Origin of the sequence: Pseudomonas sp. MEJ086 (genome assembly GCF_030209025.1) — a bacterium.
Classification (GTDB): Bacteria; Pseudomonadota; Gammaproteobacteria; order Pseudomonadales; family Pseudomonadaceae; genus Aquipseudomonas; species Aquipseudomonas fulva_A.
This window is the reverse complement of sequence record NZ_JARVSV010000008.1, coordinates 24,053-47,121: the sequence shown is the minus strand read 5'-3', so window position 1 is coordinate 47,121 and position 23,069 is coordinate 24,053. Positions and strand designations below refer to the sequence as shown.

The following is a 23,069-nucleotide window of genomic DNA, read 5'->3' as shown; positions in this document are numbered from 1 at the left end:
TGTTTCTGCGAGGTGGCGCCTATTCGGGCTTCTTCAACTTCGGATTGGGGAAGAACTGCACGGCCTTGACCTTGGGGTCGGCCGGTTTCTTCGGTGTCAGGGCGCTCACGTTGACGCGGGTCGGCAGCTCCTTGGCCACCGAGTTGCCACGCTCGTCCAGGGTGTCGGCATATCCGCACTGCACGCACTCGCGATGCGGCACGCCATCGACGTTCCACATCTTGATGCTGTCCATTTCGCTGCACGCCGGGCACACGGCACCGGCGATGAAGCGCTTGGGCGTTATCACCGGGTCGTCGCTCATGCCGCCTCCGCACTCAGGCCCAGGTGGCGCAGCAGCGCGTCGATGCTCGGCTCACGACCGCGGAAATCGACGAACAGCACCATCGGCGCCTGGGAACCACCGCGCGCCAGGATCGCCTCGCGGAAGGCACGACCGGTCTGCGGGTTGAGCACGCCCTCCTCTTCGAACTTCGAGAAGGCATCGGCGGACAGCACTTCAGCCCACTTGTAGCTGTAGTAACCGGCGGCATACCCCCCGGCGAAGATGTGCGCGAAGCTGTTGGGGAAACGGTTGTAGGCTGGCGGGCGCATCACCGAAACCTCGTCACGAATGCCTTCGAGCACCTCCAGCACGCTGCGGCCGTCACCATGAATGGCATGCAGCTCGAAGTCGAACAGCGAGAACTCCAGCTGACGCACCATCATCAGGCCGGACTGGAAGTTCTTGGCAGCGAGCATCTTGTCGAGCAGGTCCTGAGGCAGCGGCTCGCCGGTTTCGTAGTGCCCGGAAATCAGCGCCAGGCCCTCGGGCTCCCAGCACCAGTTTTCCATGAACTGGCTGGGCAGCTCGACGGCATCCCAGGCCACGCCGTTGATGCCGGAAACCCCGACATGCTCGACGCGGGTCAGCAGATGATGCAGGCCGTGGCCGAATTCGTGGAACAGGGTGGTGACTTCATCGTGGGTCAGCAGGGCCGGCTTGCCGGTCGACGCAGGCGTGAAGTTGCACACCAGGTTGGCCACCGGGCTGACCAGTTCGCCGCCAGCGCTGCGACGCTTGTCGCGGGCACCGTCCATCCAGGCACCACCGCGCTTGTTGGCACGGGCGTAGAGGTCGAAGAAGAAACGCCCGACGTGCTGGCCGTTTTCGGAAATCTCGAACAGACGGACGTCCGGGTGCCAGGTATCGAAGCCGGACAGCTCCTTGATCTGGATGCCGTAGAGCTTCTCGACGATGGCGAACAGGCCGCCGAGCACCTTGTCGATGGGGAAGTAGGCGCGCAGGATTTCCTGGGAAATGCTGTAGCGCTGCTCACGCAGCTTTTCGCTGTAGTAGCCCACGTCCCAGCTCTGCAGATCGTTGCAGCCATGCTCGGCGGCGTAGGCCTTGAGCTCGGCCAGATCCTGCTCGGCGAACGGCTTGCTGCGCACCGCAAGGTCGCGCAGGAAGCTCAGCACCTGCTCGGTGGATTCGGCCATCTTGCTGGCCAGGCTCAGCTCGGAGTAGTTGGCGAAGCCGAGCAGGCGCGCCAGTTCCTGGCGCAGATCGAGAATCTCGGCCATCACCGGACCGTTGTCGTGCTGCCCGGCGTTCGGGCCCTGATCCGAAGCACGGGTGCAGTAGGCGGCGTACAGTTCTTCGCGCAGGGCGCGGTTGTCGGCGTAGGTCATCACCGCGTAGTAGCTGGGGAACTCCAGGGTGATCAGCCAGCCTTCCAGCCCCTTGGCCTCGGCGGCCTGTTTCATCTGCGCCTTGGCGGAATCGGTGATGCCGGCCAACAGGCTTTCGTCCTCGACCTGCTTGGTCCAGGCCTGGGTGGCGTCCAGCAACTGATTGGAGAAACGGCTGCCCAGCTCGGAGAGCTTCATCTGGATCTCGCCGTATCGCTTCTGCTGCTCGGCTGGCAGATCGATACCGGACAGGCGGAAATCACGCAGGGCGTGCTCGAGAATAGTCTTCTGCGCGACATCGAAACCGGCCGCTTCAGGGCTGGCAGCGAGCGCCTCGTAGGCCTGGAACAGGGCGCGGTTCTGGCCCATTTCCGTCCAGTACTCGGAGAGTTTCGGCAGGCACGCCTCGTAGGCGGCACGCAGCTCGGGGTTGTTGCGCACGGCATTGAGGTGGCTGACCGGGCTCCAGGCGCGGCCCAGCTTCGAACCCTGCTCGTCGAGCGGATCGATCAGCGATTCCCAGCGCGGCGCGTTGCCCTGGCTGGCCAGCAGCTCGGCCACCGCCGTACGGCTTTCGGCGAGAATGGCATCCACCGCCGGCTCTACATGCTCGGGCAGGATGGTCGAATACGGCGGCAGGTCGAAGGATTGCAGCAGGGGATTGTTCGCACTCACGTCGGGTACCTGTGCTGGAAATTGGGAAGACTGATAACTCATATGGCGACCATCTTAATTACAATCAACCCCTGGCGCAGCTTAAGAGGTTCTATCGTGGCGATTCGTACTTACCAATCCATCACCCCGCAGCTTGGCGAGCGCGCGTTCGTCGACGCCTCGGCGGTGGTCATCGGCGATGTGGAAATCGGTGAAGACAGCTCCGTGTGGCCGCTGACCGTGATCCGCGGCGACATGCACCGCATCCGTATCGGCAAACGCACCAGCGTGCAGGACGGCAGCGTGCTGCATATCACCCATGCCGGCCCGTTCAACCCGGACGGCTTCCCGCTGATCATCGGCGACGAAGTGACCATCGGCCACAAGGTGATGCTGCACGGCTGCACCCTGGGCAGCCGCATCCTGGTCGGCATGGGCAGCACGGTGATGGACGGCGCGGTGGTCGAGGACGACGTGATCATCGGCGCCGGTAGCCTGGTGCCGCCGGGCAAGGTGCTGGAAAGCGGTTACCTGTACGTCGGCAGCCCGGCGAAACGGGCGCGGCCACTGACCGACAAGGAGCGCAATTTCTTCAGCTACACCGCCGGCAACTACGTGAAGCTCAAGGACGCGCATCTGGCCGAAGGCTATGCAGACTGAGTCGAGACAGCGCTCCGTCGGATTGACAGGTGCCTGCCGTGCAAGATGCACCACGAAAGAGTAATCTTCATTTGACGTTATTTTTCATTCAAATGAAGGAGGCAGCATGACCATCACCGCAATGCGTCAGGCCAAACGGGGCAAGGGCGAGGCCCAGCCCCTAAGCGCTGCCTTCTGGGCGTTCTGCGCCGGCCGCGAAGCGCTCAGTGAAGCCGAGCGCCTGCAACAGATCCGGGATGGCTTCGCCGCCGAGCTGGTACAGGCCGTCAAGGCCACCTTCGCCTTGCCCGAACGCAGCCTGGAAATCCTCCTCAACGCCTCGATTTCGACCCTCGAACGACGCCGGCGCGAGCACAAGCTGCTCGACCCGGTCGCCTCGGAGCGCCTGGATCGGATCGCCATGGTCTGCCAGTTGGCCGAAGAGGTGTTCGAGAGCCGCCAGGCGGCCGCGGACTGGATGTCGCGTGCCAATCAGTCGCTTGGCGGACAGGCGCCGATCATGCTCTGCGAAACGGAAATCGGCGCCAAGCAGGTTCGCCGTGTGCTCAACGCCCTCGACTGGGGTGGCGCCGCCTGATGCGTGCCTGGCGTGTCGCCAAGGCCAGGCGGGCGACGGACCTTTCCGGGCGCGGCGCGGCCATCGAAGGCGGGCGTTGGAACGAGCAGGATGTCGCCGCGGTGTACATGGGGTTATCCCCTGCCATCTGCTGCCTGGAAACCTTCGTGCATGCGCAGGGGCCACCGGCGATGCCGATGAAGATCACCTGCTTCGAGCTGCCGGACGACCCCGCGCTTTACTGGGAGCCTGCTGTCAGCGAGCTGCCGAAAGGCTGGAACGCCCTGCCGGTCGACCGCCCGAGTATGGGGTTCGGCACGCTCTGGCTGCGCGCGGTCAGCCACCTGGGCCTTATCGTGCCGTCTGCCGTGCTGCCACTGGAACGCAACCTGCTGATCAATCCGCTGCATCCGGCCGCGAGCCAGATCAGCGTCGTCGAGATTTACGATTTCACTTACGACCCACGCATGTTCAAGGCGTGAGTCGCTGAATATCCCAGGAGAGCGCGTGAATATCCGCCCTATTACCAGCGCCGACTTCGATCAGGTCTGGCCCATCATCCGCGACATCACCCAGGCTCAGGAAACCTACGCCTATGACCCGGCCATGGACCGTGAAACGGCCTGGAAGCTCTGGGTCGAACTGCCGCGCGCCACCTTCGTGGCCGAACAGGACGGGCAGATCCTTGGCAGCTACTACATCAAGGCCAACGCCGCCGGCCCCGGTGACCACGTGTGCAACTGCGGCTACATGACCGCTCCCGCCGCCCGCGGCAAGGGTGTGGCCAGTGCGCTCTGCCAGCATTCCTTGCAGATCGGTCGCGAGCTGGGCTTTCAGGCGATGCAGTTCAATTCCGTGGTCGCCACCAATACCGTCGCCGTGGCGCTCTGGCAGAAGCACGGCTTCAATATCGTCGGCACCCTGCCGAAGGCCTATCGTCACCGCAGCCTGGGGCTGGTGGATTGCCATGTGATGTATCGCTGGCTGAACGACGATGCTCTTTAGCCGAAAGATTGCCTGCGATGGCCACAAAGTGGCGATAGCAGCCTTTCGTAGTCGGGGGACAATTGGTGGGCTAAAGCCCACCCTACGGCTAGATGCGCGGCTGTAGGGTGGGCCGGGCGGCGATCCGCTTTAGCCCACCAAACCGAAGGTCCGCTATCGCCTTGAAGCTGCCTTCCGGCGTAGGGTGGACGACGCTTCACCTGCGCGGCCCGATCCGTCCACCGCTTCACGATCGCAATGGTGGACGAAAAGAGCGTTGTCCACCCTACGCAGGGAGCGGCGCTTCTGCCTTGCTGCCGCCTATTCGTCGGTAGCTCCTGAGACCTTACTTGCGGTAACTACCTGAATCGCGCCAGCGTGAAGGGTGACAGGTCGACGGCGCCTGACTCGTTGCAGTGGTGCATGGCCAGCGCTTCACCAATGCCGGCTGAATGTTTGAAACCATGCCCGGAGCAGGCAGACACCAGCGTCACGTTGGCCAGGTGCGGGTGGGCGTCGATGATGAAGTTGAAGTCCGGGGTGAGGGTGTAGGTACAAACCTTGGACTTGAGCACCCGTTTCGACACACCGAGCAGACGGCCAGCCACATGGGCGTCGTACAGGGCATCGATATCGGCCTGGCGGACACTGCGATCCAGCGCATCGGGGTCGCAACCCTCGAGGTATTGCTCGGTGGCGATCTTGATGGCGTTCTCGCCCGGCAGCGGCGGGAAGCCGTAGCAACTGTCGGTGTCCGCCGCGCCATGCAGGAGGATGTACACCGGCGAGCCAGCAGCGAAACGTTCAGGCTCGTCCAGTTCGAACCACACCAGTTGCTGGCGACAGACCTTGAGCAGGCCCTCGACCGGCGCACCGAGCAGGCGGCCGGTCCACATGCCGGCGCAGACGATGGCCTTGTCCGCGGTCAGCGTGCCGCTGCTGGTCTGCACGCGAACACCCTGGTCGACGGATTCGATGGCAGTGACCGGGGTGTTGGTGTGCAAGGTGGCCCCCAGCCGCTCGGCCAGCCTCAGTTGCACGTCGATAGCCAGTTCGGGGCGCACGAAACCGGCTCCCGGCTCGTAATAGCCGCTGGCCTCTTCGCTGAAGCCAGCGAATTGTGGAAAGCGTGCGCGAATCCCCGTGGCATCCAACAGGCTGTGTTCGATGCCGAAACGCTTGGCCAGCGCTGCCGTCTCACCGCCGAAATCGGGCGTGCCGTGCCCCCGCGTCGGCGCCTGGCTGCTGCTGAGCATCAACATGCCGCACGCCTCGAACAGCGACTCGCCGCTCTGCGCTTCCAGCTCGCGCCAGATGCGCTGGGAATTCAACGCCAGCGGTACATAGGCAACGCCCTCGCCCACCGCCTGGCGGGTGATGCGCGTATCGCCATGGCTGGAACCCAGATCGTGGGGCGGTGCGTGGCGATCCACACCAGCCACGCGCACGCCGCGCCTGGCCAGCTGGTAAAGGGTGGCGGCGCCCATGGCGCCCAGTCCGATGACGATGACGTCGTAGTGCATGCTCACTCCTCCATTAAGGTCGAGGACGGTTGGATTTCCTCGCGAAACGCGTCGAGGAAAGCCACCATCCGCGCGTGCCGCTGCTCGGCCAGTCGCGCGCCTGCAGCGGTCTGAAAGCCTGAGGCCAGGCCCAGCAGCTTGGTACGGAAATGGTCGAGGGCGAAGCGCTGGTCATCCAGCGGGCGATGCGCGGCGTCGATATCGTCGGCATCGTACAGGGCGCTGCCCAGCCGTCCGGACACATGGAAACAGCGCGCCACGCCGATCAGGCCGATGGCATCGAGACGGTCGGCATCCTGCAGGATGCGCGCCTCCAGGCTGGTTGGCGTGATCGCCGCGGAGAAACTGTGCGCCTCGATGGCGTGGCAGACCGCCGCGATGCGCTCATCGCGCCACCCCAGCCTGGCAAGCACCTCAGCGGCCCTTGCAGCGGACAGGCGCGATGCGCTGGCGCGCAACGGCGAGTCCTTTTCCACCGCTACACAGTCATGCAGCAACACGGCAGCCAGCAGCAGCTCGAGATCGCCGCCCTCTTCGCGCTGCAACAGACAGGCATTGGCCCAGACCCGCTGCAGGTGTGAAAGGTCATGGGCACCATCGTCGGTCGAAGGCGCGCAGAGCGCCAGTAACCGGGCTGCCTGCTGCGCGAAGGGGGCAAAACGATCCATGGTCATTGGCGGCTGGCTGTGGGCGAAAGCCGCACCTTAGAGCCAGGCGCTACGGCTAGCAAGCCGGGCGGCGCGAACTGGCTTATCGCCATTACTGGACAATGTCATATCGCTTGCGACACCTTTGCGCATCGCTGGCCTGACCGAGCGCTGTGATCGACAGCGCCGCACCAGTCCGCAAAAAATCAGACGGACAGGCCAGCTCGAGCGCGCATTCCCAACGGCGTCTCAGCACGTAACCGCATTCCCGGTTATCTTCGGCACAGGACGGCATCGCAGGGTCACGGAAATGGCAATCACACAACAGTCGCGCATGGCCAAGGTCAGCAGCCCGCTCGGCGCGAATGCGTTGGTCATGGAGCGCCTGAACGGCACCGAATCCCTCGGCCGCCTGTTCCAGTACCAGTTGAGCCTGGCGTCCGAAAACTCATCGCTGAAGCTCAACAACCTGCTCGGCAAGCCCATGGGCATCGCCGTGCAACTGGCCGATGGCAGCGACCGCTACTTCCACGGCATCGTCGCCCGTTGCAGCCAAACCGCCCATCGTGGTCAGTTCGCCAGTTACCAGGTCACGCTCAAGCCCTGGCTATGGCTGCTGTCGCGGACCTCCGACTGCCGGATCTTCCAGAGCAAGACCGTACCCGAGATCATCAAGCAGGTATTCCGAGATCTCGGCTTCTCCGATTTCGAAGACGCCCTCACCCGCTCCTATCGCGAGTGGGACTACTGCGTGCAGTACCGCGAGACCAGCTTCGACTTCGTCAGCCGGCTGATGGAACAGGAAGGCATCTACTACTACTTTCGCCACGAGCAGGAGCGTCACGTGCTGGTGCTCTGCGACGCCTACGGTGCGCACGGCACGGCGCCCGGCTACGCCCGTGTGCCCTTCTACCCGCTCGACGATCAGATGCGCGAGCGCGACCACATTCATGACTGGCACCTGGCGCACGAAGTGCAACCCGGCTCCCTGGCGCTCAACGACTATGACTTCCAGCGCCCCAGCGCGCGCCTGGAAGTTCGCTCCAGCATCGCCCGCGAGCACAGCAACGCCGACTATCCGCTCTACGATTACCCGGGCGAGTACGTGCAGAGCAAGGACGGCGAGCAGTACGCGCGCAATCGCATCGAGGCGATTCAGGCCCAGCACGAGCAGATTCGCCTGAAGGGCAACGCCCGCGGCTTGGGCAGCGGTCATCTGTTCAGCCTCACCGACTACCCGCGCGATGACCAGAACCGCGAATACCTGATCGTCGACAGCGAATACACCATCACCCAGGACCTGTACGAGAGCGGCCGCGGCAGCGAGAGCTTCCAGTTCGACAGCAGCCTCACCTGCATCGACGCCAGCCAGGTGTTCCGCCCGCTGCCGCTGACCGTGCAGCCGATCGTGCAGGGACCGCAGACGGCCATGGTGGTCGGCCCCAAGGGCGAGGAGATCTGGACCGATCAGTTCGGCCGGGTGAAGGTGCATTTCTACTGGGATCGCCACGACCAGTCCAACGAGAACAGTTCCTGCTGGATCCGTGTATCGCAGAACTGGGCCGGCAAGAACTGGGGCTCCATCCAGATTCCGCGCATCGGCCAGGAAGTCATCGTCAGCTTTCTCGAGGGTGATCCCGACCGGCCGATCGTCACCGGTCGCGTCTACAACGCCGAACAGACGGTGCCCTACGAGCTGCCTGCCAACGCCACCCAGAGCGGCACCAAGAGCCGCTCGAGCAAGGGCGGCACGCCGGCCAACTTCAATGAAATCCGCATGGAAGACAAGAAGGGCGAGGAGCAGCTGTTCATCCATGCCGAGAAGAATCAGGACATCGAGGTCGAGAACGACGAGACCCATTGGGTGGGCCACGATCGCAGCAAGACCGTCGACAACGATGAGACGGTGCACGTCAAACACGATCGCACCGAAACGGTGGACAACCACGAGACTATCACCATCGGCGTCGACCGTACCGAAAAGGTCGGCAACAACGAAACCATCACCATCGGCGTGAACCGTAGCGAGCAGGTCGGCAGTAACGAGACCATCGCCATCGGCGCCAACCGTACCGAGAGCGTGGGCAGCAACGAAACCATCAGCATCGGCGCCAACCGCACCGAGAGCGTGGGCAGTAACGAAACCATCAGCATCGGCGCCAACCGTACCGAAAGCGTGGGCAACAGCGAGCGCACCACCATCGGCGCTGACCGTACCGCGCTGATCACCGCCAACGAGTATGTGCTCATCGGCGCCGATCTGGCGACCATGGCAGGCGGCAACGAGTCGCACTACGTGCGCGGCGAGCGCAATAGCCGTGTCCTCAAGGATGACAACCTGCATGTCGGCAAGAACTTCGTGCTCAAGGCCGGCGACTCGATCACCCTGCAGACCGGCGCTGCGAGCATCACCATGAAGAAGGACGGCACCATCGTCATTCGTGGCAAGAACATCAGCATCGACGGCTCCGGGGCGATCAACGTCAAGGCAGCCAAGAACATCGTGATGAAAGGCCAGAAGATCCTGCAGAACTGAGCAGCGATAGCGGCCATGGAGCAATGCGCATGACAGTCCAGTTCCACACCCCAGTCCCTGCCATCACCCGTCTCGACGGCGTGGTCATCGGTGTACTGCTCGATGTGCCGCAGGCGTCCAGCCCGGTCGTGGCATTCCCCGGCTGCCCAGCGGAGACCGGTATCGCCGCGACCACCACCACGACGCTCAGCCGTGAAGACATCGGCGCTCAGGTGGCGCTGATGTTCGTCGCCGGCGACCCATCTCAGCCGCTGGTGATCGGCCGCATCCAGCGCCTGCCGCAGGCACCTGCCAGCGCACCTGCGGCGGTGGCACACCTCGACGGCGAGCGCCTGGAATTCAGCGCCGAGCGCGAGATCGTGCTGCGCTGCGGCAAGGCCAGCATCACCCTGACCCGCGAAGGCAAGGTGCTGATCAAGGGCGCCTACCTGTCCAGCCGCTCCAGCGGCGTGAACCGCATCAAGGGCGGTTCGGTGCAGATCAACTAAGAAGCCGCCCATGGAACTGCTCAATGCCACGCGAATGGTGGCGGCCTACAACCAGGGTCTGGATGCCGATGGCCGCGAGTATCTGGTGGTCATCGTCAAGGGCACCTTCGACCTGCCAGTGGACGGCAGCGTGGCGCGCCTGCTGGAAACCCAGCAGCCGCTGCTGATGAGTGACACCTTCGCTGGCGAGCCCGGCCTGTCGGCCCCGCTGCGCGAGTTCGACTTCGCCCCCTTCAAGCCCTACTGCGACGTGCTGGTAAGTGGCAGCGCCCATGCTCCGGGCGGACGCCCCGTCACCCAGCTCACCGTCGGCATCCGCGTCGGCCGGGTCAGCAAAGCGTTCAGCGTATATGGACCACGGCAGTGGCAGCCCGGCGCTCTCGGCACCACCGCCGGACTGGCGCAGCCGTTCGTGCGCCAGGACATTTCCTACGCCAGCGCCTTCGGCGGCAGCCATCCGGCACCGGGCAACCACGAGCATCTGCTGTGCAACCTGCGCAACCCGGCCGGCCAGGGCTGGTACCCGCGCAGCCTGAGCGGCGGCACCGTGGTCGGCATGCCGATGCCCAATACCGAAAAGCTCGGCCAGCCCGTGGACGCCCCCCATGGCGACTTCGCCCCCATGGCGCTCGGCCCACTGGGCAAGCACTGGCAGGCCCGTGCCGGCTTTGCCGGCACCTACGACCAGGCCTGGCAGGACGAGCAGTTCCCATTCCTGCCCCGGGACTTCGACGAGCGCTATTTCCAGGCGGCCCCAGCCGATCAGCAGACTGACTACCTCAAGGGCGGCGAAGAGGTTTTCCTGCTTGGCTTGCTGCCCACCGAGCGCGCCGGTTTCCGGGTGCCCAGCGTACGCATGCCGGTGACCTATTTCCTCAGCGGCGGCGGCCATGAAACGACGCAGGCGGTAATCGACACCCTGCTGGTCGACACCGACGCCAACCAGGTGGAAATCACCTGGCGCACCCGCCGGCCGCTCAAGCGCAGCCTGTTCGAGATCGCCCAGGTGCTGGTCGGTGAGAAGTCCCGGGCCTGGTGGCGCGCCCGCGAGCTGGGCAAGGACTACTATCCGTCGCTGGCCGCACTGAGCCGCAGCCGCTCGACCGAGGATGACCTGTCATGAGCGCCCTCAGCATCCTCTCCAGCGGCATGGTCAGCGCCGTGGGCCTGAGCGCGCCGGCCAGTTGCGCGGCGATCCGCTGCGCCCTCGACAACTTTCAGGAAACCCGCTTCATCGACGGCGGCGGTGAGTGGCAAGTCGCTGCCAGCGTGCCTCTGGAAGAGCCCTGGCGCGGCCGAATCAAGCTGGTGAAGATGGCAGCCCGCGCCATCGCCGAAAGCCTGGCGGCGGTGCCAGGCCTGGATTGCGCCAATACGCCGCTGCTGCTCGGCGTCGCCGAACTGGATCGCCCGGGCCGCAGCGATGGCCTGGACAGCAGCCTGCTGCGCGACATCGAGCGCGAGCTGGGCGTGCAGTTTCATGGCGCGTCCACGCTGATACCGCGCGGCCGGGTCAGCGCCGGCGTGGCGCTGCTCAATGCGCGCCGGCTGATCCACGAAGGTGGCCATCGGCACGTGCTGATCGCCGGGGTCGACTCGTTCCTCAACGCAGCCACCCTGTCGGCCTTCGAGCAACGCCAGCGACTGCTCACCAGCCGCCATTCCAATGGCTTCATTCCCGGCGAAGGCGCGGCGGCCGTCGTCGTCGGCGCACCGGTGCGCCAGGACACCGAGCAGCTGATCTGCTTCGGGCTGGGCTTTGGCATCGAGAAAGCCACCGTGGAAGCCGACGACATCCCGCTGCGCGCCGACGGCCTGGTGCAGGCCACCCAGGCGGCGCTCAAGGACGGCAACTGCCGTATGGAGCAGATGGACTACCGCCTGACCGACAACTCCGGCGAGCAGTATTACTTCAAGGAAGCGGCCCTGGCGCTGAGCCGCACGCTGCGGGTGGTCAAGGAGGAGTTCGACATCTGGCACCCCGCCGACTGCATCGGCGAGTGTGGCGCGGCCATCGGCCCGGCCATGCTGGCGGTGGCCCTGGCCGCATCTCGCAAGGGCTACGGTCTCGGTTCGAACATCGTCTATCAACTGGGCAACGACGCCGGCGAACGTGTCGTCGCGCTGCTCAGCTATCAACGGGTGGGAGCTGCCTGATGGCCAACGAGGTCTATGCCAACAACCGGGAAATTTCCTGCAAATCGGCCAGCGGCAAGTCCATCGCTGCCTTTCCCGACGTCTGCTTTACGCCACCGCAGACGCCGCCGATGCCCTTGGGCATCCCGATCCCGTACCCCAACACCGGGCTATCCAAGGACACCACCAAGGGCACGCGCACCATCCGCATCACCCGCAAGGAAGTGATGCTCAAGAACAAGAGCTACTACAAGACCAGCTACGGCGACGAACCCGGCCGCGCCCCGAAGAAAGGCATCATCACCAGCAAGATCAAGGGCAAGGTGTACTTCACCTCCTGGTCGATGGACGTCAAGTTCGAAGGCAAGAACGTGGTCCGGCATATGGACCTGACCACCCATAACCATGGGTCGATGCCGGGGAATACGCCCACCTGGCCGTATCTGGATCAGATGGCGGTGAGCAAGGGTGAAGGGCCGTGCAAGGAAGACATCAAGAAAGAGAAGGATGCCTGTAAGGATTTTTCACCCCATAAGCCGGATGGCCCTAGCCCCTGCCCTCCGGATGGAAAACCGGAAACCCAACAGGCGGCAAACGCTTACGCCGACAAGGTTGGTGCAGACAAATGCCTGAGCGCCAGGCGATGTCAGCTCACCCCGTACAAACCCACTGCGGGGCAAGCCGGTTGTTGCCCAGGACAAACAGGCCACCACTTGGTTGAAGCAGGTTCTTTCTTCAACAAGGGGCGTGGCGGTAAGGAATCGAAGGCAATCAAGGGAACGAGCCCCTACAACGGCGACAAGGCTCCCTGCATCTGTGTGGAAGGCTGCAATCAGTACCACGGCACACACGGGTTGATGCATACCTATCAGAGCAACGCAGCACTCAATAGCGGCGCGCAGTCAAAGCGAATCACCTTCGAAGATGACAGCTCGGCTCGCTTGGTCAGCGTTACCTACGGCCAGGCCAAAGGCTTTGGCGTGAAGGCAGTAGGCAAAACATTTCCCGAATCAGGCTGCGACCCGGCGTGCACGGAAGCGCAGTTGGATGCCTATCACAACCAATGTGGCATCGATGATCAAACGGATTGCCGCATGATTGCGACCGGGTACAAAGGTGACGACGCCCAGAAGGCAGCGGATGCGGCAGTCAAAGCTCGATCAAAGAAGTTGCGCGCTACAAGCACTAAATCAAGTCGATAGTAATAGGTGCAGCCGATGTCAGATAGAAAGAGCCGGACAGATACCTTCATTACGGGGGCTGTTCGGTACAACGATCTCGCTTATATCGTTACCCAAGACGACAGCCTCGAGGCACGGATTGAGCACTCTCACTTGTACAGCTGGGATGCAGGACAGTGGGGTTACGACGATATGAAAGACTGGCCCACTGTCAGTGTAACTATTACCCGAGAACATCTAGAACAAGCTCTGTTCATGTCGCCCTATGGTGATATCCGTCTATTCGGTAGCGGCCAGGAGAACGACGAAAAGATTAAAACGCCTGATGGAGATCCCATCGATCGCGGCCATTTGAGACAAGCACGAACGATCGGCCAGAAAACATTTGCTGTTGGAATGGGCCGACAAGTTTATCGACGTGATGACGTTGACCACTGGACCTGCCTCGATCAAACCATCCGCCCCGCAATCGGCGAAACGAAAGGCTTCGAGTCCATCGATGGCTTTGACGAAAGCGATCTATACGCTGTTGGATGGGATGGCGAGATCTGGCACTACAACGGCCAACAATGGAGCCAAAAGGAAAGCCCGACCAACCTCCTGCTGACCCGTGTGCTCTGCGCCGGAGATGGTCAGGTCTATGCCTCGGGCCGGCGCGGACTTCTGATCGTAGGTCGTGGTGACAGCTGGCAGCCAATCGAGCAGGAGGATATCAGCAGCGACATATGGGATCTGGCCTGGTATGACGGCACGCTCTACCTCTCTACACTGCGTGGCTTGTATACGCTTCAGGGTGACAGCCTGGTAGCAGTGGACTTCGGAGAGGACACGCCGGCTACTTACTATCACCTCAGTGTGGCTGACGGTGTACTGTGGTCATTCGGCGCCAAGGACATCATGGCCTTCGACGGCAGTACCTGGACCCGCATCGACTGATGATCGCCACCATCCTCGACCAACACGCTGAAGAAGCCGCCTTCCTCGCCGGACTGCGCAGCTATGCCGTCGGCGCGCCCCATTATGACCTGGGGCATCTCGGCGACCTGGACGAGCGGATCGAGGCGCATCTCGATGGGCTGCAGATCGCTGGTCTCAAGGGACTTCACCTGTTGCTGGAGCAACTCACCCCACACGCTCAGGGCGAAGTATTCGCTACGGCTGCGCTGGCACTGCGGCTGAGCAACGACAGCGCTCTGCAGACGCTGTATCAGCACCTGCACGCCAACCCCGAGGGCGAGCCGTTTCTTGTCGCCGCATTGGGCTGGCTGGAGTGGCCCGAAGTCTGCCCGCTGATCGAGCGCGATCTGCATGCCACTGACGTACAGCGCCGCCGTATCGCTCTGGCGGCCCACGCCCTGCACGGCAAGGACCCAGGCCCGGCGTTGCTCTCGGCCCTCGGCCACGGTGATGCCAGCGTACTGGCCGCCGCAGCTCGGCTGGCTGGTACCCTGCGGCGCCGCGACCTGCTGCAGCCGCTGCGTCAGCACCGCCTGCACGGTGACGATGAGGTGCGTTTCTGGAGCAACTGGGCCAGCGCCCAGATGGGTGACCAGGAAGCGCTCGGCAACCTGCGCCTGTTCGCCGAACAGCCGGGTGAACGGCGCCGGCCCGCGCTCGAGGTGCTGCTCGCCTGGCAACCGCGGGAGGCCAGCGTCGCCTGGTTACGCGGTCTGATGCAGAGCGAGGCGCATCGCCACATGGCGATCCAGGCCATCGGTCTGCTCGGTGATCCGCAGACCGTTCCCTGGCTGATTCGGCAGATGCACGAACTGCCTACAGCCCGTGCGGCAGGTGAAGCGTTCGGCCTGATTACCGGTGCCGACCTCGCGGAACTCGACCTGGAATTGAGCGTCTATCCCGACTACGACGACGGCCCTACCGATGATCCATCCGACGCCAACGTCAGCATGGGCCCGGACATCGACCTGCCCTGGCCCGATCCGCATCAGGTCGAACAATGGTGGCAAGGCCAGCAGCAGCGCTTGCAACCAGGCACCGGGTATTTGCTGGGCCAGCCGTTCAGCGAGCGACAATGCATGGCCGTGCTGCGCAGCGGCACACAGCGGCAGCGACGTGCAGCGGCCAGCTTGCTAGCGCGCTACCAGCCGACCAGCGTGCTGTTTGCAAGCGATGCACCGGCGCGCCGGCAAAAGCGATTGCTGGGCTGCTGAGCCGAAGCGATCAACGACACAAGGAGAGTGCGAACATGCTCAAGAAATCCCGACCGGCTCCGTCGCTATACTCCAGCGCCAGCCATGGGCAGAAATCCCGCTCGAAGAAACCGCCTGCTCACCGGCACGCCTACTCCATCGGTCTGCGCACAGCGCAGCTGACTCCGCCCCGCCGCAGCAATCAACCTGCGGCACGTCCCGAAACGCTCAGCCATTCGGCGAGGGAACGACCTTGAACCGCAAATCACTCTCCTGCTGCGCATTGCTGCTTATCGGACTACTCACACAGGGTTACGCCATGGCTTTTTCCAAGACGCTTTATCTGTTCTCCGAGGTAGAGGGCACCGTGTTGCTCGACGGCAAACCTGTTCAGGGTGTGGAGATAGAACAGGAATATCACTGGCACTGGAAAAACGAGCACCGCACCAACGCCACACAATCCGATGCCCAAGGCCGCTTTAAACTGCCGGCCGTGACTGCGAAATCACTGACGGCAGGCTTCATGCCCCACGAGCCGGTGACCGGCCAGCGCATCACCCTGCGCTATCAGGGCAAGGAACACAAAGGCTGGGTATTCACCAAACACAATTACGACAACCTGGGTGAGGTGCAGGGCCGCCCACTGAAGTTCATCTGTGAGCTCAACAGCGAACCCGTCGCTCACCCGGAAACTGAAACATTCGGCATCTGCGTTCTTCAGTAACGCCCCATCATCAGACCAGAAGGATTCGGCTGTGAACCCCTTGAGCCCCAAACAATCTGCGCAGATCGCAACGCATGTCTACACCGTCAAGGATGCCGTCATGTCATCCAAGGGCGGTGTGGAGGATGAAGCCGCCCGTCTCGGGCTGAGCAACTCATTCGACTTCTCCAATCTGCAAATGGCCAGTGGAACCAGCGGTGCTGTTTTCCGTACACGGACAGGCTTCGCCTATGCCGTACACGGCGTAGGGGGGCGGCAGGGAGAGATGCTGCTGGCATTTCGCGGTACCGACACCTTTGCAGATGCGATGACCGATGCGAATGCCGGCCTGCAACGCGGCCCGAGCACCTGGCCTGTGCACGCGGGCTTCAACGAAACATTCAAGTCGTTACGCAACGATCTCGATTCCTTCATGCGCGGGCGCAACCCCAGCACCGTGCACTGCGTGGGCCACAGCCTGGGCGGTGCACTGGCGACCCTGGCGGCAGATCACCTCAGTGAGCTCGGCGTGGCCGGAATCAAGCTCTACACCTTCGGCTCACCACGCACCGGCGTCGGCGGCTTCGCCCGACACCTGAGCGGCAAGCTGGGCGCCACCAACATCCATCGCGTTTACCACAGCGCCGACCCGGTGAGCATGGTGCCGATCTTCCCGTTCAGCCATGTGCCGGTCAGTGGCAATGTCTGCATGATCCCCTGGAAGGGCGCACAGATCAGCCCCAACGCACACCGTATGACCCAGTACCTGCCCGCTATTGGCGATGCCACCTGGACAGGGCTGTATCGCAACCCTGAGCCGCCACTCGATCGGGAAATCGACATCTGGCTGGAGAGCGCCAGCTACGGCCCCACCATGCATTCCGCAGCGACATTGTGGATGATCTCCAAGGCCATGCAGTACCTGCTCAAGAAGGCGGCCAATATCGTCATCGGCAGCGCGATCACCGTGAGCATGACCGTGCTGGATCAGATTGCCAGTGTCCTGGTGCAGGGCGCACAGCTTTGCAAGGACATCAGCGATTCGATCCGCGCCCTGATCGTGAAAATCTTCAAGTTCCTGGGTCGCGCAGTGCCGGCCACCATCGAAGTGACCACGTTCTTCCTGCGCTGGGTGCTCGATCTGCTGGCCAGGGCGGTCGTCGACATGGCGCGCCAAGCCATGCAGCTCGTGATTCGCTCGTGAATCGCTGAATGACGGTGGCGCCCGAACGGGCGCCACCGTTCATCACAGATCGCTTTCCTCGACCATCCGTGCGCTGCTGGCATCCAGCGCATACGCAGCGTCGGCCAGGTCGTTGCTGACCGGCTCGATCTTCAGCGTACCGTTGACCCAGAGTGGCTCGTAGATATCGTCCAGGGCGATGCCCTTGGGATAGCGCACCAGCACCAGTTGATTGGGCGGCGGTGGTGGAACGTGGATGCAGGCGCCTGGGTAGGGCACCAGGAAGAACAGCGTGCTGCGCCCGGCGTTGTCGGTTTCCAGTGGAACCGGGTAGCCGCCGAGGCGAATCTTCTTGCCGTTCATGGCCGGCACCGTCTTGGCCGAATACATGACTGCGGGCAAGCCCTTTTCCTGTTGCTTGAGGCCACCCTTGCTGTCGAAGCTGCCAGCCGCTTCAGGGCTGTCGTGGGTGATCTCGGGCATCTGCTCCAGCGCTCGCTGATCCTCTTCGGGCATCAGCTCCAGCCAGTCGGTTTCGGGGAGTTCGGCGCGGGCGAAGCCGCTCAACAACAGCAGGACCAACAGCAGGTAACGCATCGACGGGGACTCACGGTGGTAATGGCCAACAGAGAGTAGCCGGGCGTCGACGCGTCAGGCTACCGGTTCAGCGTTTCTTGGTGATCAAGCCGTAGATCACCAGCAGGATGATCGCACCAACCACCGCGCCGATGAAACCGGCGCCTTCACCCGCCTGGTAGATACCCAGTGCCTGACCACCGTAAGTGGCGGCGATGGAGCCACCGATACCCAGCAGGATGGTCATGATCCAACCCATGCTGTCATCGCCTGGCTTGAGGAAACGGGCGATCAACCCGACGATCAGGCCGATTAAAATAGTGCCGATAATACCCATGACGCCCTCCAGAATAGAAAAAGGCGCCGCACGAATGCGGCGCCTTCCATCTGACGAGCGCAGCGCTGGAGAGGTTCAACCTCCCGCGCCAGACGCCTAGCCTGCTGCGATCAGTGCCTGTACGTCGGCGATACGGCTATCGAGGGTCGCCCGATCCGCACAGCGCAATGTGGCATGGCCAACCTTGCGTCCGGCCTTGAAGGCCTTACCGTAGTGATGCAGATGGCAATCATCGATGGCCACCACCTTATCCACAGCCGGTACGCTGCCGATGAAGTTGAGCATGGCGCTCTCGCCGACCTTGGCGGTCGAGCCCAGCGGCAGGCCGGCGACGGCACGCAGGTGGTTCTCGAACTGGCTGCACTCGGCACCTTCGATGGTCCAGTGCCCGGAGTTGTGTACCCGCGGCGCGATCTCGTTGGCCTTGAGACCACCGTCGACCTCGAAGAACTCGAAAGCCATGACGCCGACGTAATCGAGTTGCTCCAGCACACGGCCGACGTAGTCTTCGGCCAGCGTTTGCAGCGGATGCTCGGTGCTGGCCACGGACAGGCTGAGAATGCCGCTGTCGTGGGTGTTGTGCACCAGCGGGTAGAAGCGCGTCTCGCCATCACGGCCGCGCACGGCGACCAGCGACACTTCACCACTGAACGGCACGAAACCTTCGAGGATGCAAGGCACGCTACCCAGTTCGGCGAAGGCGCCGGTGACGTCTTCAGGCTTGCGCAGAACCTTCTGGCCCTTGCCGTCGTAACCCAGGGTACGGGTCTTCATCACCGCCGGCAGGCCAATGCTGGCAGCCGCCGCATCGAGATCGGCTTGGGACTGGATGTCGGCGAATTCCGGCGTGGGAATGCCCAGATCACGGAACATCGATTTCTCGAACCAGCGATCACGAGCGATGCGCAGCGCCTCGGCACCCGGGTAGACCGGCACGAACTGAGACAGGAACGCCACGGTTTCAGCGGGTACGCTTTCGAACTCGAAGGTCACCAGATCGACTTCATCGGCCAGTTGGCGTAAATGATCCTGATCGCCGTAATCGGCACGGATATGTTCGCCCAGCGCCTGTGCGCAGGCATCCGGGGCCGGGTCGAGAAACGCGAAATTCATGCCCAGCGGTGTACCCGCCAGGGCCAGCATGCGGCCGAGCTGGCCGCCCCCGATCACGCCGATCTTCATCACTGCGCCCTCGGGTCCGGGTTGTCCAGCACGGTATTGGTCTGCTCGTCGCGGAACTGCTTGAGCGCCGCGTGGAACTGCGGGTGCTGATGACCGAGGATGCTCGCCGCCAGCAGCGCGGCATTGATGGCACCGGCACGGCCGATAGCCAGGGTGGCGACTGGAATGCCAGCCGGCATCTGCACGATGGACAGCAGCGAGTCGACGCCCGACAGCATCGACGACTGCACCGGCACGCCGAGCACCGGCAGGTGAGTCTTGGCGGCGCACATGCCAGGCAGGTGGGCGGCACCACCGGCACCGGCGATGATCACCTGAATACCACGGTCTTCGGCTTCTTCAGCGTACTGGAACAGCAGATCCGGGGTGCGGTGGGCAGAAACCACCTTCACTTCGTTGGGAATGCCTAATTTATCCAGCATCTCGACGGTATGGCTCAGGGTGCTCCAGTCGGATTTGGAACCCATGATCACGCCAACCAGTGCGCTCATCGTCGTGCCTCTCTCGTCTCGGGCGCTTGGCGCCGCGGCAGAAACAACAAACCACGCGGTAGGCGTGGTTTGCGGAAACCGGCAATTATACTGCAGTCGTGCGCAAATCGATAATCGGCCGCCCGTCGGAAGTCCGGGCGATAACGCCGGCTATTGTCCTGAGGCAATGCCAGGCGTGGCAGACCTTCCATACTGAGGTTCTTCATCAGAGAGGACCGCGCCATGCGACAGACCATGCAAGCAGCCGTCGTTCATGCCTTTGGCGAGCCCTTGCGGCTCGAGGAAGTGAAGGTTCCGCTGCCCGGCCCCGGGCAGATACTGGTGAAGATCGAGGCAGCCGGCGTCTGCCACACCGACCTGCATGCCGCCGACGGCGACTGGCCGGTGAAACCCAGCCTGCCGTTCATCCCCGGGCATGAAGGCGTTGGCCATGTCGCAGCGGTGGGCGCTGGTGTGACCCGCATCCGTGAAGGCGACCGCGTCGGCGTGCCCTGGCTGTATACCGCCTGCGGATGCTGCGAGCACTGCCTCACGGGCTGGGAAACCCTCTGCGCCGATCAGCAGAACACCGGCTATTCGGTGAACGGCAGCTACGCCGAGTACGTGCTGGCCGACCCCAACTATGTGGGTGTTCTGCCGAAGAACGTCGAATTCGCCGAGATCGCGCCGATCCTCTGCGCAGGGGTCACCGTCTACAAGGGCCTGAAAGTCACCGGTGCGCGCCCCGGTCAGTGGGTGGCCATTTCCGGCATCGGCGGCCTGGGCCACGTCGCCGTGCAGTACGCTCGCGCCATGGGCCTGCACGTGGCCGCCATCGATGTCGACGATGCCAAGCTGGAGCTGGCCAGGAAACTCGGTGCCAGCCTGACCATCAATGCCCGCCACGAAAATCCGGTCGACGTCATTCAACGCGATATCGGCGGAGCCCATGGCGTGTTGGTCACGGCAGTGTCGAACAGCGCTTTCGGTCAGGCCATCGGCATGGCGCGCCGCGGCGGCACCGTCGCGCTGGTGGGGCTGCCACCAGGCGATTTTCCCACGCCGATATTCGATGTGGTGCTCAAGGCCATCAGCATCACCGGCTCCATCGTCGGCACCCGCGCGGATCTGCAGGAGGCCCTGGACTTCGCTGGCGAGGGGCTGGTCAAGGCGACCATTCACCGCGATACGCTGGATAACGTCAATGGCATCCTCGAGCAGTTGCGCGCCGGCAAGGTCGAGGGTCGGGTGGTCATGCAATTCTGAGCGCGGGTTCGCCAGAGGGGAACGCAGTCACATCCTTCGCTGTCGGACGCCTCTAGAATTCCCCCAACTCCATGAAAAGGACTACGCCATGACACGGCTGTCGCTGCTTATCGCCGCCACCCTCCTCACCGCCAATGCCAGTGCGCTGGAGCTCGCCAAATATCCCAAGGCCTTCACCACCGGTGACGGAGTCAGCGTCACCGTCGCGCCCAGCAGTGATGAAAAGCAGGCACTGGTGCAGATCAACGGCATCAACCATCCCCTGGATGAAGTGGTACTGCTGACCGACGTGAAAGCGCGCGGCCAACAGGAAAACGACTACACCACCACGCTCGATGGCAGCGCCTATGTTCTCATCGGCCAGCGCCAGTCCTGGGGCGGAGAGTCCTACCAGCTGTACCTGCCCAACGACCGCGAGCCCCGTTATCTGGGCCTCGACGAAAAGGCCAGCAAGGCCGTCAAGACCACCGAACTGCTGGCGCTCTACGAAAAGCAGAAGAAGGATGGCGTGCAGGAAAAACTCACCCGCTTCGACCGTGAGAAACGCCAGCAGTATCACGTCGAGCAATTGAAAGAGATGGACGCACAGGCTTCAGCCAACTGTGGCAGCCCGGTGAAAACCGAAGTCGATCTGAAAAACCTCGATGAGAAGCTGATGAAGGAAGTGAGCATCTCCAGCTATTGCGGCGAGGTGGTCAACCAGATGGGCAACCTGTGCAGCAGTGCTCCAGACTTCAAGAAGCAAGCGGCCAAATTCGACACCGTGCAGTGCAGCTTCGGCGCCGACATGAAGATTCGTGAACAAGACGACCGCATCCTTTTCACCACCGAACGTGAGGCGGCCAACCAGGGCGACTTCATCAAGGCATTCCTGCGCAACCTGTAAATCTGATGCAAGGGCGACCCCGGTCGCCCCACCCCTCCACGTTCGGATTCCCGAACGAAAAGCTTTCGGAAAACCGAACATCCGAATTACCTGCCCTGCCAGAAAAACCCTTATAGAACTAAATTTCTATATTTTTCAATGAGTTGAAATCACAGTAAGCGGCAATGCACGCCTGGCACACATCCTGCTCTCTATCCCGTCAGGAATGCGATAGCTCTTCCACACGGAAGCACGTACCACGCTGTACGGCTTCGATAACAACAACACCGAGGAAATCGACCCATGCGTATTGTCCCCCGCGTACTGGCTGTAGCCGTTGCCGCCGCCCTGATGTCCAGCCCGGTTTTCGCGGCTGAACTGACCGGCACCCTGAAGAAGATCAAGGACTCGGGCACCATCACCCTGGGTCACCGTGACTCGTCCATCCCCTTCTCGTACTTCGGCGACACCTCCAAGCAGCCGGTTGGCTACTCCCATGACCTGCAGCTCAAGGTCGTCGAAGAGCTGAAAAAGGAACTGGAGCTGCCTGACCTGAAGGTGCGCTACAACCTGGTGACCTCCCAGACCCGTATCCCGCTGGTACAGAACGGCACCGTGGATCTGGAGTGCGGCTCCACCACCAACAACGTCGAGCGTCAGCGTCAGGTCGATTTCTCCGTCGGCATCTTCGAGGTCGGCACCCGCCTGCTGACCAAGAAAAGCAGCGGCGTCAACGATTTCGATGACCTCAAGGGCAAGAACGTGGTGACCACCGCCGGCACCACCTCCGAGCGCCTGCTCAAGTCCATGAACGCCGAGAAGAAGATGGGCATGAACGTGATTTCCGCCAAGGATCACGGCGAGTCCTTCCTGATGCTCGAATCCAACCGCGCCGTGGCCTTCATGATGGATGACGCCCTGCTCGCCGGCGAAATGGCCAAGGCCAAGAAGCCGGATGACTGGCATGTGGTCGGCACCCCGCAGTCCTTCGAGATCTACGGCTGCATGGTTCGCAAAGGCGACGAAGGCTTCAAGAAGGTGGTCGACAAGGCCATCAGCGCGACCTTCGCATCGGGCGAAATCAACGACATCTACAACAAGTGGTTCCAGCAGCCGGTACCACCGAAAGGTCTGAACCTCAATTTCCCCATGAGCGACGAGCTGAAGAAGCTGATCGCCGAACCAACCGACAAGTCTGTAGAGCAGATCTGACGGTGTGATGCCACGCCCCCTTCACGAGAGGGGGCGTAGCGGGGACTCGGAGAGGCCGCTGGCCTCTCCTCCAATTTCCTGACCAA

24 protein-coding genes are annotated in these 23,069 nt (G+C 62.8%); 16 read left to right on the top strand and 8 right to left on the bottom strand.

Annotated elements, in window-relative coordinates:
• Positions 1-19 precede the first annotated feature (19 nt).
• Together QRN22_RS05490 and prlC are read right to left on the bottom strand one after the other, a co-directional pair.
• On the bottom strand, positions 20-304 hold the full coding sequence (locus tag QRN22_RS05490) for a YheV family putative zinc ribbon protein (protein WP_042553363.1): 285 nt from the start codon (positions 302-304) through the stop codon (positions 20-22).
• Positions 301-2,391 carry an oligopeptidase A gene (prlC, locus tag QRN22_RS05485; RefSeq protein WP_179539540.1) on the bottom strand — a complete coding sequence of 697 codons (2,091 nt, stop codon included), beginning with the start codon at positions 2,389-2,391 and terminating at the stop codon, positions 301-303. The genes QRN22_RS05490 and prlC overlap by 4 nt, the downstream gene beginning before the upstream one ends.
• Positions 2,392-2,445: 54 nt before the next feature.
• Here prlC and QRN22_RS05480 point away from each other — a divergent pair, with 54 nt between their 5' ends.
• The 4 genes from QRN22_RS05480 to QRN22_RS05465 all read left to right on the top strand — a co-directional run bounded on the left by QRN22_RS05480 (position 2,446) and on the right by QRN22_RS05465 (position 4,549).
• The gene (locus tag QRN22_RS05480; protein WP_042553364.1) at positions 2,446-2,988 is read left to right on the top strand and encodes a gamma carbonic anhydrase family protein; all 543 of its coding nucleotides are present in this window, start codon (positions 2,446-2,448) and stop codon (positions 2,986-2,988) included.
• 106 nt (positions 2,989-3,094) lie between these two features.
• Positions 3,095-3,565 (top strand): Xre family toxin-antitoxin system antitoxin, encoded by a 471-nt coding sequence (locus QRN22_RS05475; protein ID WP_042553365.1) that lies wholly within the window; start codon positions 3,095-3,097, stop codon positions 3,563-3,565.
• On the top strand, positions 3,565-4,026 hold the full coding sequence (locus QRN22_RS05470; protein WP_042553366.1) for an RES family NAD+ phosphorylase: 462 nt from the start codon (positions 3,565-3,567) through the stop codon (positions 4,024-4,026). Before QRN22_RS05475 ends, QRN22_RS05470 begins: the two co-directional genes overlap by 1 nt.
• Positions 4,027-4,051: 25 nt before the next feature.
• Positions 4,052-4,549, top strand: coding sequence for a GNAT family N-acetyltransferase (locus tag QRN22_RS05465; RefSeq protein ID WP_042553367.1), 498 nt, complete (start codon positions 4,052-4,054; stop codon positions 4,547-4,549).
• A 338-nt stretch (positions 4,550-4,887) separates the two neighbouring features.
• On the opposite strand, the gene solA is transcribed toward QRN22_RS05465, so the two are convergent.
• Both solA and QRN22_RS05455 read right to left on the bottom strand, forming a co-directional pair.
• Positions 4,888-6,057, bottom strand: a complete 1,170-nt coding sequence (gene solA, locus QRN22_RS05460) for an N-methyl-L-tryptophan oxidase (RefSeq protein WP_419761280.1) — start codon at positions 6,055-6,057, stop codon at positions 4,888-4,890.
• On the bottom strand, positions 6,054-6,725 hold the full coding sequence (locus QRN22_RS05455; protein WP_042553369.1) for an HD domain-containing protein: 672 nt from the start codon (positions 6,723-6,725) through the stop codon (positions 6,054-6,056). Before QRN22_RS05455 ends, solA begins: the two co-directional genes overlap by 4 nt.
• Positions 6,726-7,008: 283 nt before the next feature.
• Here QRN22_RS05455 and QRN22_RS05450 point away from each other — a divergent pair, with 283 nt between their 5' ends.
• The 9 genes from QRN22_RS05450 (at position 7,009) to QRN22_RS05410 (ending at position 17,096) form a co-directional block, all read left to right on the top strand.
• Positions 7,009-9,234 (top strand): type VI secretion system Vgr family protein, encoded by a 2,226-nt coding sequence (locus QRN22_RS05450; protein ID WP_042553370.1) that lies wholly within the window; start codon positions 7,009-7,011, stop codon positions 9,232-9,234.
• 29 nt (positions 9,235-9,263) lie between these two features.
• Positions 9,264-9,722, top strand: coding sequence for a DUF6484 domain-containing protein (locus tag QRN22_RS05445; RefSeq protein WP_042553371.1), 459 nt, complete (start codon positions 9,264-9,266; stop codon positions 9,720-9,722).
• Between the two features lie 10 nt (positions 9,723-9,732).
• Entirely contained in the window at positions 9,733-10,845 is a 1,113-nt protein-coding gene (locus QRN22_RS05440) for a DUF2169 family type VI secretion system accessory protein (protein WP_042553372.1), read from the top strand.
• Positions 10,842-11,879 (top strand): 3-oxoacyl-ACP synthase, encoded by a 1,038-nt coding sequence (locus tag QRN22_RS05435; RefSeq protein WP_042553373.1) that lies wholly within the window; start codon positions 10,842-10,844, stop codon positions 11,877-11,879. Before QRN22_RS05440 ends, QRN22_RS05435 begins: the two co-directional genes overlap by 4 nt.
• Complete coding sequence (locus tag QRN22_RS05430) at positions 11,879-13,060, top strand: PAAR-like domain-containing protein (protein ID WP_042553374.1); 1,182 nt, start codon at positions 11,879-11,881, stop codon at positions 13,058-13,060. Before QRN22_RS05435 ends, QRN22_RS05430 begins: the two co-directional genes overlap by 1 nt.
• 15 nt (positions 13,061-13,075) lie before the next feature.
• Positions 13,076-13,975 (top strand): beta propeller repeat protein, encoded by a 900-nt coding sequence (locus QRN22_RS05425; RefSeq protein WP_042553375.1) that lies wholly within the window; start codon positions 13,076-13,078, stop codon positions 13,973-13,975.
• A complete protein-coding gene (locus tag QRN22_RS05420) occupies positions 13,975-15,210 on the top strand; it encodes a TIGR02270 family protein (protein ID WP_042553376.1) in 1,236 nt (411 codons plus the stop codon). The genes QRN22_RS05425 and QRN22_RS05420 overlap by 1 nt, the downstream gene beginning before the upstream one ends.
• Positions 15,211-15,442: 232 nt before the next feature.
• Positions 15,443-15,913 (top strand): DUF6795 domain-containing protein, encoded by a 471-nt coding sequence (locus QRN22_RS05415; protein WP_042553377.1) that lies wholly within the window; start codon positions 15,443-15,445, stop codon positions 15,911-15,913.
• A gap of 100 nt (positions 15,914-16,013) precedes the next feature.
• Entirely contained in the window at positions 16,014-17,096 is a 1,083-nt protein-coding gene (locus QRN22_RS05410; RefSeq protein ID WP_052493776.1) for a lipase family protein, read from the top strand.
• Positions 17,097-17,138: 42 nt separating this feature from the next.
• Here QRN22_RS05410 and QRN22_RS05405 read toward each other — a convergent pair whose 3' ends face one another.
• The 4 genes from QRN22_RS05405 to purE form a co-directional block, all read right to left on the bottom strand.
• Positions 17,139-17,672, bottom strand: a complete 534-nt coding sequence (locus tag QRN22_RS05405) for a DUF3299 domain-containing protein (RefSeq protein WP_042553379.1) — start codon at positions 17,670-17,672, stop codon at positions 17,139-17,141.
• Between the two features lie 67 nt (positions 17,673-17,739).
• On the bottom strand, positions 17,740-17,988 hold the full coding sequence (locus tag QRN22_RS05400; RefSeq protein ID WP_042553380.1) for a GlsB/YeaQ/YmgE family stress response membrane protein: 249 nt from the start codon (positions 17,986-17,988) through the stop codon (positions 17,740-17,742).
• 96 nt (positions 17,989-18,084) lie between these two features.
• Positions 18,085-19,170: a 5-(carboxyamino)imidazole ribonucleotide synthase gene (locus tag QRN22_RS05395; protein ID WP_042553381.1), complete on the bottom strand. Its 1,086-nt coding sequence runs from the start codon at positions 19,168-19,170 to the stop codon at positions 18,085-18,087.
• Positions 19,170-19,661 (bottom strand): 5-(carboxyamino)imidazole ribonucleotide mutase, encoded by a 492-nt coding sequence (purE, locus tag QRN22_RS05390; protein ID WP_042553382.1) that lies wholly within the window; start codon positions 19,659-19,661, stop codon positions 19,170-19,172. Before purE ends, QRN22_RS05395 begins: the two co-directional genes overlap by 1 nt.
• A gap of 222 nt (positions 19,662-19,883) precedes the next feature.
• Between purE and adhP the strand changes: the two genes are divergently transcribed.
• The 3 genes from adhP (at position 19,884) to QRN22_RS05375 (ending at position 22,983) form a co-directional block, all read left to right on the top strand.
• On the top strand, positions 19,884-20,906 hold the full coding sequence (gene adhP / locus QRN22_RS05385; protein ID WP_042553383.1) for an alcohol dehydrogenase AdhP: 1,023 nt from the start codon (positions 19,884-19,886) through the stop codon (positions 20,904-20,906).
• Positions 20,907-20,994: 88 nt separating this feature from the next.
• Entirely contained in the window at positions 20,995-21,792 is a 798-nt protein-coding gene (locus tag QRN22_RS05380) for a hypothetical protein (protein ID WP_042553384.1), read from the top strand.
• Positions 21,793-22,074: 282 nt separating this feature from the next.
• The gene (locus QRN22_RS05375) at positions 22,075-22,983 is read left to right on the top strand and encodes a glutamate/aspartate ABC transporter substrate-binding protein (protein ID WP_042553385.1); all 909 of its coding nucleotides are present in this window, start codon (positions 22,075-22,077) and stop codon (positions 22,981-22,983) included.
• Positions 22,984-23,069: the final 86 nt, after the last annotated feature.